The following is a 12848-nucleotide window of genomic DNA, read 5'->3' as shown; positions in this document are numbered from 1 at the left end:
GTGTCCCAATCGACCCGACCCGAAGGGGGTGCCGCCGTGGCGACGACCGGTGACCGGTCCCGTCCCGGGACCGTCTGCGCGCTCGATTCCCTGGACTTCGCGCTGGACCGGGGCAGTCCGGTGCCGCTGTACCACCAGTTCGCCCAGCAACTGGAGGCCGCGATCGAGCGCGGGCTCCTCACCCCGGGGAACCTCCTGGGCAACGAGATCGACCTGTCCGCGCGCCTGGGCCTGTCCCGCCCCACGGTCCGCCAGGCCATCCAGTCCCTGGTCGACAAGGGCCTGCTGGTGCGGCGGCGCGGGGTGGGCACCCAGGTGGTGCACAGCCGGGTCAAGCGCCCCCTGGAGCTGAGCAGTCTCTACGACGACCTGGAGACGGCCGGGCAGGGACCGACCACCAGGGTGCTGCGCAACGAGCGGATGCCCGCGACCGCCGACGTGGCCGCCGCGCTCGGCCTCGCGGAGGGCGCCGAGGTCACGGTGCTGGAACGGCTGCGGTTCACGCACGGCCGACCGGTGGCGTTCCTGTGCAACCACCTGCCGGCGGCCCTGCTCGAACCCGACACCGCCCGGCTGGAGTCGACGGGCCTGTATCGCGTGATGCGCTCGGCGGGCATCACCCTGCACAGCGCCCGCCAGACCATCGGCGCCCGCACGGCCACCGCCGAGGAGGCCCCCCTGCTCGACGAGCGGGAGGGCGCCGCCCTGCTCACCATGCAGCGCACGGCCTACGACGACACCGGTCGCGCGGTCGAGCACGGCGCCCACGTGTACCGCGCGTCCCGGTACACCTTCGACTTCCAGCTGCTGGTGAGGTCGTGAGGGAACGACGCACGCACGCGAAGAGCCCCGCAGGCTGCTGCCTGCGGGGCTCTTTTCGCACCGTCGGGACGACAGGATTTGAACCTGCGACCCCTTGACCCCCAGTCAAGTGCGCTACCAAGCTGCGCCACGTCCCGGTGCGCGTTCGTGCGGTGAACCGCGTGATCGCGCGAACGTCACTTTACCGCACCTCGGGGGCCGCGCCGAAAAGGGGCACGGGGTCGGGGACAATCGGCGTATGAGCGGCACTTCCTCCGACAGGCCGGCGGGCGCGCGGGACCGGGACAGTGAGGGGCGGGCGCGCAACGCGCGGCCCCGGGACGGGCTCGGGCGGCCCCTGCCGTACGGCGCCGACGGCGTACCGAGGCAGCCCGAGGGCGTGGTGCGCACCCCGCCGGCGACGGTCGCCGAGGCTCAGGCACTGCTGGACGCGGGCAAGCCCTTCCACGCCCACGAGGTCTTCGAGGACGCCTGGAAGTCGGGGCCACCGGCGGAGCGCGCCCTGTGGCGGGGGCTGGCCCAGCTCGCGGTGGGGCTCACGCACGCGGCCCGCGGCAACGTCAGCGGCGGCGCCCGGCTGCTGCGGCGCGGGGCGGGTGCCGTGGAGGAATGGGTGGCGGACACCGGGCAGCGGACTCCGTACGGCATGGACGCGTCCGGGGTGGTGGCGTGGGCGCGGGAACTGGCGGACGCCGTGGACAGCGGGGCGGCGGGTGCCGTGGACGCGGCGGAACGGGCGCCTCGGCTGCGCGGGGATGGGGCGTAGCCGACGGGCTGCGTGAGTGGTGCCGGTAGCGGTCGGTGTGGCACCGGTGGACGCGTTGTCAGTGCCGTACGGCAGACTCGGGGCGTGCGAAAGATTCATGTGATCGGCATCGGCGCGGGCGACCCCGACCAGCTCACCCTCCAGGCGGTCAGGGCGCTGCGCGACACGGACGTGTTCTTCGTCCTCGACAAGGGCGAGGCGAAGTCGGACCTCGTAGAACTGCGCCGGGACATGCTTCGCACGCACATACCGGAGGGGACGTACCGCGTGGTGGAGGCGCGTGACCCGGAGCGGGACCGGACGGCGGGCGGTGCCGCCTACTCCCCCGCCGTCGGCGACTGGCGCAGCGCACGCGCCGACATCTACGAGCGGCTGATCACGGGGGAACTGGGCGAGGACGAGACCGGCGCGTTCCTGGTCTGGGGCGATCCGGCGCTGTACGACAGCACGCTCGGCGTCCTCCAGGAGGTGCTGGCGCGGGGCACGGTGGACTTCGCGTACGACGTGGTGCCCGGCATCAGCAGCGTCTCGGCCCTGGTGGCCCGGCACTGCACGGGGCTCAACCGGGTCGCCCGGCCCGTGCAGATCACCACCGGGCGGCGGCTGGCCGAGGGGTTCCCGGAGGGCGTGGACGACGTGGTGGTGATGCTCGACGCCCACCAGGCCTTCCGGCACTGCGCCGACCAGGACATCGACATCTACTGGGGCGCCTACATAGGCACTCCGGACGAGATCCTCGTCTCCGGCCCGATCGCCGAGGCCGCGCCGCGTATCGAGCGGCTGCGGGCCGAGGCCCGTGAGCGCAAGGGGTGGATCATGGACACGTATCTGCTGCGCCGCAACCCCGAGGGTCGGACGGAGTAGGCCCGGCGGCTCGGCCGAGGCGTTCCAGCACGGCCGCGACATCCGGTACGGCGGTCAGCTCCGGAGGCAGCGGCGGACGGCGTACGACGACGACCGGCAGCCCGAGTTCCCGCGCGGCCGAGAGTTTGGCCGCGGTGGCCGCTCCTCCGCTGTCCTTGGTCACCAGCACGTCGATGCGGTGCGCCGTGAGCAGCTCCTTCTCGCCGGCCACGGTGAACGGTCCGCGGGCGAGCACCACCCGCGTGTCCGGGGGCATCGGAGGCTCGGGCGGCTCGACCGACCGTACGACGAAGTGCGTCTCGGCCAGGTGGGCGAAGGCGGCAAGGCCCAGCCGTCCCGTGGTCAGGAACGCCCGGCGCCCGATCCGCGGCAGCAGCTCCGCCGCGGCGTGCAGCGAGACGACCGGGTGCCAGCGGTCCCCGGGTCCCGGCCGCCATCCGGGTCGGCGCAGGACCACCAGGGGTACGCCGGTCGCCGCCGTGGCCCGCGCCGCGTTCCGCGTGATCGCCTCGGCGAAGGGGTGGGTGGCGTCGACGACGGCGTCCACGCGGTGCTCGCGCAGCCAGGAGGCCAGCCCCTCCGCCCCACCGAAACCGCCGACCCGCACGTCCCCGTCCAGCGCCCCCGGCCGTGTCACCCGCCCCGCCAGCGAACTGGTCACCCGCACCCCGTCCCGCGCCGCGAGCACCGCGGCCAGCTCACGGGCCTCGGCGGTACCACCGAGAACCAGGATGTGCGAGGACATGACATCGAGCGTAGGGGGTGACGGACGGGGGGCGGCACCAGGGTGCGGCGACGAGGGCGGGATGTCCTCCTGCCGACTGGCGGGCCTCACGCGCGTGCGGCGCGTGGCATCACCCCCGATTCGAACCCGCGATTCGGCATGGCACAGCGCGCGGCACCGCGTACCGACGCTGAGCGCCGCGCCGTGGAGACGAGTATCTCCATACGGCCATCGGCCAGGCCGTCCCGGCGCCGTGGCCTGTCCCAAGACCTGCGGTCCGTCGCGCATCGGGCGGGCCCGTCCGCCGCAGGCCAGCGGGCGCAAGGCACCCAGAGGCCGAGGCATCGTCGGCGCGAGAACCCTGGGCAACGGGTGGGCGGGCTCAGCCCTGCCCGGCTCGGCGCAGGTCGTGTTCGGACAGGGGGCCCACCGACCAGCCGGCGTCGTGGCAGACGCGGAGGAGGCCGGGCAGGGCGCCGAGGGTTGCCTGCCAGGAGTGGGGGGCGCAGGCGTGGTCGGTGTCGTGCAGGAGGATCGTGCCTCCGCCCCGCAGGTCCGCGGTGACGGTGGTGCGGACGGAGGCAGGGGTCGCGTCCGCCGTCCAGTCGCGGCCCCAGGCGGTCCACAACACAGGGCACAGGCCCGCGTGCCGGGCGGCGGCCCAGCGGCCCGCGGTGAGAATGCCGTAGGGCGGGCGGTACCACCGCGGCCGCAGGCCCGTGGTCTCGCGCACGGCGAGGGCCGCCCGCCCGGTCTCCCGGACGTCCCGGGCCGGAGCCGGCAGCCAGGGGCGGCTGTGGGTCCAGCCGTGCACGGCGAGCTCGTGTCCCCGGTCCGCGATGTGCCGGGTGAGGCCGGGGAATCGGGCCACTCTCTCGCCCAGGACGAAGAACGTGGCGCGTACGTGGAGCCGGTCCAGCTCGTCCAGGAAGTGCGGCGTGGAGGCCGGGTCCGGGCCGTCGTCGAAGGTCAGTGCGACGTGGTCGGGGCGGCCGGTCCCGGCGAGGCCGGGGAAGCACAGGGCCCGGAAGCGGGGCAGCCAGGTGGCCGCCGGGACGATGTGGGCGGCCGCGACGGCGGCCACCGGCGTGAGGGCCGCCAGCGCGGTGCGCGCGTGACGGCTGCCTGGTCCTGCCACCTGACGGCTCCTCCTCACGGATGCTCTGACTGCCACCCGCCGACTCCTCCCCATGCTCCTGTCCTCACGGGTGCTCCGCCTGCGCCCTGCCCGGATCGGAGGACGCGCCGACCGCCGGTTCCGCGTCCCACTTGCCCGACACGGCGGGGGAACGGGACAGACCGATCGTCCCGGCCGCGAGCAGACCGATACCGATCGCCTCGGGCACCATGCGTACGCCCAGGGCGATGTGTTCCCCGAACAGCGCCCAGCCCAGCGCCATGCTCGTCAGGGCGTCGCCGAGGGTGAGGGCGGGCTGGGAGGCGACGAGCGTGCCCGCCCGGAAGGCGCACTGGAGCAGTCCGAAGGCGGCCAGCCCGGTGATCGCCGTGGCGTACGGCGTCCAGTTCGACAACAGTGTGGCCAGGCCCTGCGGATAGAGGCCCGTCACCTCCTTGAGGAGGGCGGCCGTCGCCGCGAACAGCACGGCCGAGGCCAGACCGAGCACGGCGGCCCGGGGCGGGCCCTTGACCAGCCGCGCCACGCCGATCAGCAGGAGCACCAGGCACACCAGGGCGACACCGACGGGGATCCAGCGCGCTGCCTCGGCCGTGGCGCGTCCGGCGGACGGCGAGGCGGCGCCGAGGAAGACGGCCAGTCCGGCGGCCAGGGCGAGGAAGGACAGCCAGGTGATCCGGGCCGGCCGCCGGCGGAAGACGATGCTGCCCATCGCCAGCGTGAACAGCAGTTCGGTCGCCAGCAGGGGCTGGACGAGTGACAGGCTCCCGACGGCCAGCGCCGCGGCCTGCAACACCGCGGACACGGCCAGCATGGCCGCCCCGGCCAGCCAGAACCGCCGCCGCCTGACCTTGACGGCATGCGGCGTACCCGAGGCGTCCGGGCCGTGGCCGCCCTCCGCCGCCCGGGGAGCCGGGCCGCCGCCCTCCCCGCGCCTGTCCGGCGTCTCGCCCGCCGTACCGCCGGTGCGCCGGTCGCCCCCTCCCCCGCCGTCCGGCGTCTCCGTCGCCGCGCGCCTCATCAGTACCGAGGCCGCGGCGTTGGCGCACGCGGCGAACAGTGCGAGGACGATGGTGAGCGCGTTCACCCCGTGTGTCACCCAAATCGTGCGGCAAGGCGGCGGTACAGGGCGGGCGCGGCACCGCGCACCCGGCCCGGCAGCCGGGTCCAGCCGGGGACGTACACCTCGTCCCGGCCTCGCGACACCGCCTCCCACACCGCGTCGGCGACCCGGCTCGCCGGGACGGGCCGGGGCCAGGAACGCCGGTAGGGCACTCCGCGGCGGTCGAAGAACGGCGTGTCGACCACCCCGGGCACCACATGGCTGATGCCGACCCCCGTGCCGCGCAGCTCGTAGCGCACGGCGTCGGCGAAGGCGCCCAGCGCGGCCTTGGCGGCGGAGTAGACGGCCTCGTCGCGGACGCCTACCGTGCCGGCCAGGGAGCCGATGATGACCACGCGGCCCGTGCCCTGCCTGATCATCTGGGGCAGCAGCAGCCGGACCAGACGCAGCGTCGCCAGCACGTTGACGTCGAACAGCTCGTCGATGGCGGGCTGCGGCATGGTGCTGAACGGCCCGGCCCACCCGATGCCCGCGCCCGCCACCAGCAGGTCGACGCGGCCTACGTTGTCGAGCGCGAACTCCGCCAGCCGCCGCTCGGCGCCCTGGCCGGACAGGTCCGCCGGGAAGGCCACGGCCGAGGTGCCCCGGGCGACCTCCTCGAGGCGTGCGCGGTCGCGCCCGTTGAGCACCAGGCGCCAGCCGCCCTCCGCGGCCAGCCGCCGTGCCACGGCCGCACCGATCCCGGACGAGGCCCCGGTCACCAGCGCGCCTCCGCCCGGCGCCGCGGCACCGCCGGTCCGGCCGGGCGCGGCGCTCGGCGCCGCCGGGGCCTCGACCGGCGTGCCGGAGCCGGACCGTACGCGGGAGGGGGCGTGGGACATCGGGACGCACCTCGAGGATCGGACGGACCGAGGGCCGCCGGTGCGGCCCCGGCGGTACGGGACGGCCTCCGGGCTGGTGAAGTATCCCGGAGGCTGTGCCCGAAACGTGGGACGGGCGGAAGGGTGCCCGTTCGTTTGACTGCGGTGGGTGAGGGTTACTCACTTCCAGTGTCGTCCGAATCGTCCGTGCCGCCACCGCTGCCCGCCGCCCGCGAGCCCGGCACGCGCCACGCGCCCGCCCGGCCGGCCCCGACGTCCCGGCCGGAGGCGGAACGGCTGCTCGTGGTGACCGCGAGCATGGGGTCGGGCCATGACACGGTGGCCGCCGAGTTGGCCCGCCGTGCCCGCGCCGCCGGCAAGGAGGCCCGTGTCGTGGACGTGCTGGCCCTGCTGCCCGGCGGTCTGGGAAGCGGCCTGCGCGGCTTCTACCGGACCGTCGTCCGTCGGGCCCCCTGGGTCTACACCGGTATCTACGACCTGTTCCTCGCACCCGGCCCCCGGCCGCGCCCGAGCGGCACCCCGCTGGCACGGCTGGCCGGTGGGCGTCTGCTGAGCCTGGTGGGTGAGTGGCGGCCCGATGTCGTCGTGCCGGTCTTCCATCTGGCCGCCCAGCTCACCGGCCACCTCCGGGCGCGCGGCGCGCTGCGGGTGCCCAGCGCGGTGGTCGTCGTCGACTTCGCGGCGCACCGGCAGTGGCTGCATCCGGGCAACGACCTGCATGTGTGCCTCACGGACGAGACCGCTCGGGAGGTCCGGCGGGGCACCGGCCGGGCGGCGGAGGCGCCCGGCCCTGTCGTGGCACCGGAGTTCTTCGCCGCGGGGCCGGGGACGGCCGTGTGGCGGCGCCGGCTGGAGCGGCACGGCGGCGGGCGGCCCGCGGTGCTGGTCTCCGCCGGCGCCTGGGGAGCCGGCAGCCGGCTGGCCGACACGGCCCGGCTGCTCGCCGCGCACGGTTTCCTGCCGGTCGTGCTCTGCGGACGCAACGAACGGCTGCGCCGCTCCCTGTCCGGCACGCCGGGTGTCCTCACCCCCGGTTGGGTGACGGACATGCCGGAACTGCTGCACGCGTGTGCCGCCCTGGTGGACAACGCGGCCGGGCAGACCGCCGTACAGGCGCTCGCCGCGGGTCTGCCCGTCGTCGGCCACCGCCCGCTGCCCGGACACGGGGCGGAGGGGCTGCGCCGTATGGCGGCCCTCGGCGTCTGCGACCACGCAGCCGACCCGGATGCCCTGCTGCGCTCCCTGACCCGCCTCACGGCGCCGGGCGCGCCACGTGAGGAACGGATCGCGGCCGGGCGCGCCCTCTTCCGGGAGGACCCGCTCGATCTGGTCCTACGGGCCGCGGGGGCGAGCCGGACTTCCTAGGCCAGTCCCTCATGGGGCTTGTCAGGGCCGGTCGCCCCGGGTCACGTCCCGCCGGAGGTCCAGGCGTCCTACGCGGGCGACGTTCTCGCGGTCCTCGGCGTCCTCGCTCGGCGCGGCGGCGAACCAGGCGTCGAGGATCTCCTTGAGCAGCGGTTCGGAGGTCAGCCGCAGGCCGAGCGCCAGCACATTGGCGTCGTTCCAGCGGCGGGCGCCGTCCGCCGTGTAGGCGTCGGTGCACAGAGCCGCCCGTACGCCGGGCACCTTGTTCGCGGCGATGGACGCGCCCGTGCCGGTCCAGCAGCACACGACGGCCTGGTCGGCCCGCCCCTCGGCGACGTCACAGGCCGCGGCGGCCGAGCACGCCGCCCACTGCGGGTCGTCCCCGGGGCGCAGCGCGCCGTGGGTCAGCACCTCGTGCCCGCGCTCGCGCAGCAGGGCGACCAGCGAGCGGGCGACGGGTTCGGCCATGTCCGAGGAGACGGAGATCCGCATGTGCCGGAGACTACTCAGCGCGCCGTCCGGACTCCAAGGGCGCCCGCCCGCTCCGGCCGGCGACCGCACACGCGGGCGCGTCCGCCCGTGGGCGCGCCTAGGTCCTGTCGTCACATTCCCGTCGTCGCCCGAAGGGCGGCTCCGCGGCGTCTGGTGCGTGCTCTCGGCGTGCCGGGCGGAAGTCCTCGTACTGGACGTACTTGGGCTTTCGCCCGGTGTGGCGAGAGTGCGTGCCAGGCGTCGCGGGGCAGACGGGAATGTGACGACAGGGCCTAGGAGAACCACGCCATCCCGGCGAGCAGCGCGGAGACGAAGAGCACGGCACCGCCCACGACGGCGGCGGCACGGCGGTGGCGGCGCAGCGAGGAACGCAGTCCGGGTCGGCGCGGAGGCACCCGGTGCACGCTGGTGTTCCAGCCGGCGTCCATGCCGGCGGCCCCCGACGCGACCCCGGCGCGGGCGGGGGCGGGGGCGGGAGTGGTGGCGGCGCGACGGTGCGAGGGAGCCGTACCCCGCTGGCTCGGACCGCGATGGTGCCCGCGTCCCCCGCCCCCGCCCCCACTCCAGTGCTCCGGAGGAAGCGGCTCGGGAACGCCCCGCCAGGCGCCGCCTGCGAACCAGTCCGCGGCCTGCCGGGCGGTGGGCCGCTCCTCCGGCCGTTTGGCCAGCATGCTCAGCAGGTACGCCTCGAAGGCGGGCGGCAGCGCCACGCCCCGCTGGTGCGGCGGTACGGGCGGGGCGTCGACGTGCTGGTAGAGCAGCGCGGTCGCGGTCGACGCCTCGAAGGGCGGGGAGCCGACGGACAGGTGGTAGAGCACGCAGCCCAGCGAGTACATGTCGGAGGCCGCGCTCGCCGGGGTCCCGATGGCCCGCTCGGGCGCCAGGTAGAGGCCGGTGCCGACGATCTGCCCGGTGGTGGTGAGCGCGCCGGAGGGGTCGTCGACGAAGCGGGCTATGCCGAAGTCGGCGATGCGGACGGTGCCCTGGTGGTCGCTGAGCAGGTTGCCGGGCTTGACGTCCCGGTGCACGATGCCCTGGGCGTGCGCTGCGGCGAGGCCCTCGGCCGAGTGCTGGGCCACCTGGGCCAGTCGTTCCGGTGAGAGCGGGCCGCCGGCGGTCAGCTCACCGGCCAGGCTGTCGCCCTCGATCAGTTCCATCACGAGGAAGCAGCGGTCCTCCCAGGCACCGAAGTCGAGCGTCCCGACCACGTGCGGATGGTTCAGCCGGGCCGAGGTCTGCGCCTCCAGTCTGAACCGGGCCTCGGCGGAGGCGTCCGACCCGTCGTTCAGCAGCAGTTTGACCGCGATCGGTCTGCCGAGCACCTCGTCGAGGCCTCTCCAGACCTCGCCCATTCCGCCGCGCCCGATGACCGTCTGCAGCCGGTACCGCCCCGCCACCAGCACCCGTAGCCCCGCCCTCAAAATCCCCGAATTCCCGCCCTCACGGCCGCTCCCCGCAGCAGGCGCGGCAGCAGCCGGGCAGCGCATACGGATCGCGGCAACCGCGGCTCATCTTAACGATCACTCAGGGTGCTCCCGACCCATCCCCGGCTCTCCCGGGCGGATTGTCCGGACAAGAAACCTTCCGGCTTTCGGACCGAGGCCCTCCGAGTGAAAAGCGCGGAGTCGCTCGTCACACAAATGTGTAGAGCTGATCGTGTATGTCATCGTCGCCCTACCCGGCTGATCCACTCGGGAAGGAGAGGACGGACAGTGACCCCTCTTACATGGCTGCTCATCCCCCTGGCGACGTTGCTCATGGCGAGCGTCTGGTGCCTGCTCGCGGGACGGCCGCGGCGCGCCGACGACGTGGAGGACGTGGAGCGCTACGACCGCTTCCGCGCGGCGCTGAGCCGCGCGGCCTCCTGACCGGACGACCCCCGACCGGACTGCCTCGCGCCCCGGACACCTCGCGCCCCGGACACCTCTCGACCCGGATGACCGGCTACTAGCGCAGCAGCAACTGCAAGCCGCCCACGACGGTGGCCGCGATCACCAGCTGTTCGAACAGCCGCTGGTTGATGCGGTGCACCGCCCACTTGCCGAGCAGCGCCCCGGGCACGACGAAGACCACGAGCACGGCGTCCAGGAGGAGCGAGCGGCCGTCGATCAGTCCGAGACCTGCGCTGAACGGCACCTTGGAGACGTTGACGATCAGGAAGAAGAAGGCCGACGTACCGAGGAAGCCGAACTTGCGGAAGCCCGCCGACAGCAGGTACAGCGACATCACCGGGCCGCCCGCGTTGGCGACCATGGTGGTGAAGCCGCCGAGGACGCCGTAGGAGCGGGCCTTGAGGCGGCCCGGACGGGTGCTGACCGCGTCCGGCTCCTCCCCCCGGTCGGCGCTGCGGCGCCGCCACACCGTCACCCCCGCCATCAGCAGCAGGATCGCCCCGATCGAGGTCCGTACGATCCCGTCGTCGGCCCACATCAGGAACAGGGTGCCGACGACCACCCCCGCCGCGACCGCCGGGAACAGTCGCCACAGCGTGGGCCAGTGGGCGTGCCGCCGGTAGGTGAGGACGGCGAGGACGTCGCCGGCGATCAGGACCGGCAGCAGCACTCCTGTGGAGGCGCGGGCGGGCAGGACGGCCGCGAAGACGGCCAGGCTGACCGTGTTGGCCCCGCTGACGGCGGTCTTCGAGAAGCCGACGAGCAGGGCCGCGAAGGCGAGCGCGGCGAATCCCCACCCGGATATGTTCCAGAGCGTCATCGTGTTCATGCGGTGACCGATGTTATGTCCTGACAACCGCGGGGCGTAAGGACCGTCTCGCCTGGAGGAGCCATGGCCGACGTCCGTGAGCACGTCCTGACCGGCGTCCGGGGCGCCCTCGCCGTCCGCGAGTGGCCGCACCCGCGACCGCGGTACGTCGCGCTCGTGGTGCACGGGTACGGCGAGCACTCCGGCCGCTACGAGGAACCGGCCCGCGCACTGGGCGCGCACGGAGCGGCCGTGTACGCCCCCGACCACATGGGCCACGGGAGGTCGGCGGGCGAACGCGTGGTGGTCGAGGACTTCGAGGAGGTTGTCACCGACGTGCGCGCCGTGGCGGATCTGGCCCGTGCCGCGCACCCCGGGCTGCCGCTCGCGCTGATCGGCCACTCCATGGGTGGGCTGATCTCCGCCCGCTACGCCCAGCGCCACGGCGGGGAGTTGGCCGGGCTCGTGCTGTCCGGGCCGGTCATCGGCGCCTGGGAGCTCCCGGGCCGGCTGCTGGCCCTGGACGAGATCCCCGACACGCCGGTCAGCCCGGCCGCGCTCTCCCGGGACCCGGCGGTCCGTGCGGCGTACGCGGCGGACCCGCTCGTCTGGCACGGCCCGATGAAGCGGCCGACGGTCGAGGCGTTCGCGCGGACCCTGAAGGCCGTCGCCGAGGGAGGCGACGTCGGGGAGCTGCCCGTGCTGTGGCTGCACGGCGACGACGACCGGCTGGTCCCGCTCGACGGGAGCCGGGCCGGGATCGAGCGGCTGGGCGGCGCGCTGACCGAGCGGATCTATCCGGGCGCCCGGCACGAGGTGTTCCTGGAGACGAACCGGGCGGAGGTGTTCGCCGACATGACGGACTTCCTGGACCGCGTACTCGCGCGCTGAGCGCCCGTCTCGGGTCGGAAGAGGGCGTCCGACCTGGGCGGGGCGGCTGTTTGCCCCCTTTCGGCAAGGGCACTCGCGCCCCCATGGAGTGGTTGCGCGGTGCGGGTGGGACCGGCCGGGACCAGCGAGGACGAACGCATCGCACCGCTCCGTACCGCCAGAGACGACGGCGGCGCCGGCGGTTACGAGATCGTCGCGGGCGAGCGCCGCAGGCGCGCCCACCAGCTCGCCGGGCTCACCGAGATCAAGGCCATCGTCACCGACGACGGCCTGAGCGAGATCGAGCGGTTCAAGCGGTCGGTGGCCGAGAACATCAACCGCGCCGACATGACTCCGATGGAGGAGGCCAAGGCGTTCCGCCGCCTCCTCAACGAGCAGGAAGGCGCCGAAGCCAGGACGTCGCCAAGGAGTTCGGCAAGTCCTCGCAGTACGTGATGCTGCGCCTGGCCCTACTGAACCTCACCGAAGAGGTCCAGCAGCACGTGAACTCGGGCGCAATCGGCACGCAGGCCGCCGTGCAGATCGCCGCCCTCACGCCCGGCAACCAGGCCGCCGTGATGAAGAAGTGGGCCAAGGGCGCCTTCGCCGGCGACAACGAGTTGGTGCACTTCGCGTACGCGCTCAAGCAGCAGGGCCAGACGTTCGTCCTCCTCGTGGAGGACATGACGCCCGAGGAGCGCGAGGAGCGGCAGCGCGAGCGCACCGAGACCCGCAACAAGATCGACCGGATAGAGCGGATCCTCGGCCTGCTGGAGGAGCTAGGCAAGGCCGACCCGCTGAAGCTCGCCGTGGCCCTGGAGGGCGAGGTCGGCAAGCGCATGGACCAGATGGACCGCGTGGCCGACGCGATCTCCAAAGCCCGCTGGAACCTGCGGCAGGCCAAGGCACACGCCGAGGCCCGCGAGATCGCCCGCCTGAACCCCGACGCCGAGCACGAAAGCCTCACCACCAAAGCCCCGGCCAAGACGACGCAGGCCAAGCCGGCCGCGCCCAAGCCGGGGCCCAAGCCGAAGGCCCCCGCCAAGAAGGCCACGGCCGAGCGTGCCGACCCGAGGCCGCACGCCCCCAAGCGACAGGGCCCGGCCACGGCCAAGAAGACCGCCGCCAAGCCCGCCAAGCCCACCGCGGTCTGACCCGCACGACCC

The 12848-nt window shown here is 74.2% G+C and carries 15 protein-coding genes and 1 tRNA gene; 8 read left to right on the top strand and 8 right to left on the bottom strand.

What is annotated here, in order from left to right; all coding sequences use genetic code 11:
* Nucleotides 1-36: 36 nt before the first annotated feature.
* Entirely contained in the window at nt 37-822 is a 786-nt protein-coding gene (locus tag ACIQFZ_RS32050) for a GntR family transcriptional regulator (protein ID WP_365419741.1), read from the top strand.
* A 63-nt stretch (nt 823-885) separates the two neighbouring features.
* Here ACIQFZ_RS32050 and ACIQFZ_RS32045 read toward each other — a convergent pair.
* Nucleotides 886-959, bottom strand: a tRNA-Pro gene (locus ACIQFZ_RS32045).
* Between the two features lie 101 nt (nt 960-1060).
* On the opposite strand from ACIQFZ_RS32045, the gene ACIQFZ_RS32040 reads away from it, so the two are divergent.
* Both ACIQFZ_RS32040 and cobF read left to right on the top strand, forming a co-directional pair.
* Complete coding sequence (locus tag ACIQFZ_RS32040; protein ID WP_402692841.1) at nt 1061-1588, top strand: DUF309 domain-containing protein; 528 nt, start codon at nt 1061-1063, stop codon at nt 1586-1588.
* Nucleotides 1589-1672: 84 nt separating this feature from the next.
* Entirely contained in the window at nt 1673-2452 is a 780-nt protein-coding gene (gene cobF / locus ACIQFZ_RS32035) for a precorrin-6A synthase (deacetylating) (protein WP_402692840.1), read from the top strand.
* On the opposite strand, the gene ACIQFZ_RS32030 is transcribed toward cobF, so the two are convergent.
* From ACIQFZ_RS32030 to ACIQFZ_RS32015, 4 genes are all read right to left on the bottom strand, one after another.
* Nucleotides 2403-3197 carry a cobalt-precorrin-6A reductase gene (locus tag ACIQFZ_RS32030; RefSeq protein WP_376651798.1) on the bottom strand — a complete coding sequence of 265 codons (795 nt, stop codon included), beginning with the start codon at nt 3195-3197 and terminating at the stop codon, nt 2403-2405. The genes cobF and ACIQFZ_RS32030 overlap by 50 nt on opposite strands.
* Nucleotides 3198-3558: 361 nt before the next feature.
* Nucleotides 3559-4278 carry a polysaccharide deacetylase family protein gene (locus tag ACIQFZ_RS32025; protein ID WP_402692862.1) on the bottom strand — a complete coding sequence of 240 codons (720 nt, stop codon included), beginning with the start codon at nt 4276-4278 and terminating at the stop codon, nt 3559-3561.
* Between the two features lie 100 nt (nt 4279-4378).
* A complete protein-coding gene (locus ACIQFZ_RS32020) occupies nt 4379-5398 on the bottom strand; it encodes a DMT family transporter (protein WP_376651827.1) in 1020 nt (339 codons plus the stop codon).
* A gap of 8 nt (nt 5399-5406) precedes the next feature.
* Nucleotides 5407-6255 (bottom strand): SDR family NAD(P)-dependent oxidoreductase, encoded by an 849-nt coding sequence (locus ACIQFZ_RS32015; RefSeq protein WP_365419724.1) that lies wholly within the window; start codon nt 6253-6255, stop codon nt 5407-5409.
* Nucleotides 6256-6552: 297 nt separating this feature from the next.
* Between ACIQFZ_RS32015 and ACIQFZ_RS32010 the strand changes: the two genes are divergently transcribed.
* Complete coding sequence (locus tag ACIQFZ_RS32010; RefSeq protein ID WP_402692861.1) at nt 6553-7620, top strand: galactosyldiacylglycerol synthase; 1068 nt, start codon at nt 6553-6555, stop codon at nt 7618-7620.
* A gap of 21 nt (nt 7621-7641) precedes the next feature.
* On the opposite strand, the gene ACIQFZ_RS32005 is transcribed toward ACIQFZ_RS32010, so the two are convergent.
* Nucleotides 7642-8112: an RpiB/LacA/LacB family sugar-phosphate isomerase gene (locus ACIQFZ_RS32005; protein ID WP_402692839.1), complete on the bottom strand. Its 471-nt coding sequence runs from the start codon at nt 8110-8112 to the stop codon at nt 7642-7644.
* A 272-nt stretch (nt 8113-8384) separates the two neighbouring features.
* Complete coding sequence (locus ACIQFZ_RS32000) at nt 8385-9515, bottom strand: serine/threonine-protein kinase (RefSeq protein ID WP_365433592.1); 1131 nt, start codon at nt 9513-9515, stop codon at nt 8385-8387.
* A gap of 309 nt (nt 9516-9824) precedes the next feature.
* Between ACIQFZ_RS32000 and ACIQFZ_RS31995 the strand changes: the two genes are divergently transcribed.
* Nucleotides 9825-9980 carry a hypothetical protein gene (locus ACIQFZ_RS31995; protein WP_365433589.1) on the top strand — a complete coding sequence of 52 codons (156 nt, stop codon included), beginning with the start codon at nt 9825-9827 and terminating at the stop codon, nt 9978-9980.
* 79 nt (nt 9981-10059) lie between these two features.
* Here ACIQFZ_RS31995 and ACIQFZ_RS31990 read toward each other — a convergent pair whose 3' ends face one another.
* Nucleotides 10060-10833 (bottom strand): sulfite exporter TauE/SafE family protein, encoded by a 774-nt coding sequence (locus ACIQFZ_RS31990; protein ID WP_365433587.1) that lies wholly within the window; start codon nt 10831-10833, stop codon nt 10060-10062.
* 63 nt (nt 10834-10896) lie between these two features.
* Between ACIQFZ_RS31990 and ACIQFZ_RS31985 the strand changes: the two genes are divergently transcribed.
* The 3 genes from ACIQFZ_RS31985 to ACIQFZ_RS31975 all read left to right on the top strand — a co-directional run bounded on the left by ACIQFZ_RS31985 (nt 10897) and on the right by ACIQFZ_RS31975 (nt 12836).
* Nucleotides 10897-11703: a lysophospholipase gene (locus ACIQFZ_RS31985; protein WP_365433584.1), complete on the top strand. Its 807-nt coding sequence runs from the start codon at nt 10897-10899 to the stop codon at nt 11701-11703.
* A 99-nt stretch (nt 11704-11802) separates the two neighbouring features.
* Nucleotides 11803-12138, top strand: coding sequence for a ParB/RepB/Spo0J family partition protein (locus tag ACIQFZ_RS31980; RefSeq protein ID WP_383059798.1), 336 nt, complete (start codon nt 11803-11805; stop codon nt 12136-12138).
* Entirely contained in the window at nt 12135-12836 is a 702-nt protein-coding gene (locus ACIQFZ_RS31975) for a hypothetical protein (RefSeq protein WP_383059800.1), read from the top strand. The genes ACIQFZ_RS31980 and ACIQFZ_RS31975 overlap by 4 nt, the downstream gene beginning before the upstream one ends.
* The last annotated feature ends 12 nt before the right edge of the window (nt 12837-12848 follow it).

This window comes from Streptomyces sp. NPDC093064, assembly GCF_044754605.1.
Taxonomy (GTDB): domain Bacteria; phylum Actinomycetota; class Actinomycetes; order Streptomycetales; family Streptomycetaceae; genus Streptomyces.
Note: the sequence above shows the minus strand (reverse complement) of the source record. Positions and strands in the feature narration are given on the sequence as shown.

Coding starts and splice junctions, on each gene's coding strand:
- ACIQFZ_RS32040 (WP_402692841.1), top strand. CDS start 1,061: ATGAGCGGCACTTCCTCCGACAGGCCGGCGGGCGCGCGGGACCGGGAC.
- ACIQFZ_RS32030 (WP_376651798.1), bottom strand. CDS start 3,197: ATGTCCTCGCACATCCTGGTTCTCGGTGGTACCGCCGAGGCCCGTGAG.
- ACIQFZ_RS32015 (WP_365419724.1), bottom strand. CDS start 6,255: ATGTCCCACGCCCCCTCCCGCGTACGGTCCGGCTCCGGCACGCCGGTC.
- ACIQFZ_RS32010 (WP_402692861.1), top strand. CDS start 6,553: ATGGGGTCGGGCCATGACACGGTGGCCGCCGAGTTGGCCCGCCGTGCC.
- ACIQFZ_RS32005 (WP_402692839.1), bottom strand. CDS start 8,112: ATGCGGATCTCCGTCTCCTCGGACATGGCCGAACCCGTCGCCCGCTCG.
- ACIQFZ_RS31990 (WP_365433587.1), bottom strand. CDS start 10,833: ATGAACACGATGACGCTCTGGAACATATCCGGGTGGGGATTCGCCGCG.
- ACIQFZ_RS31985 (WP_365433584.1), top strand. CDS start 10,897: ATGGCCGACGTCCGTGAGCACGTCCTGACCGGCGTCCGGGGCGCCCTC.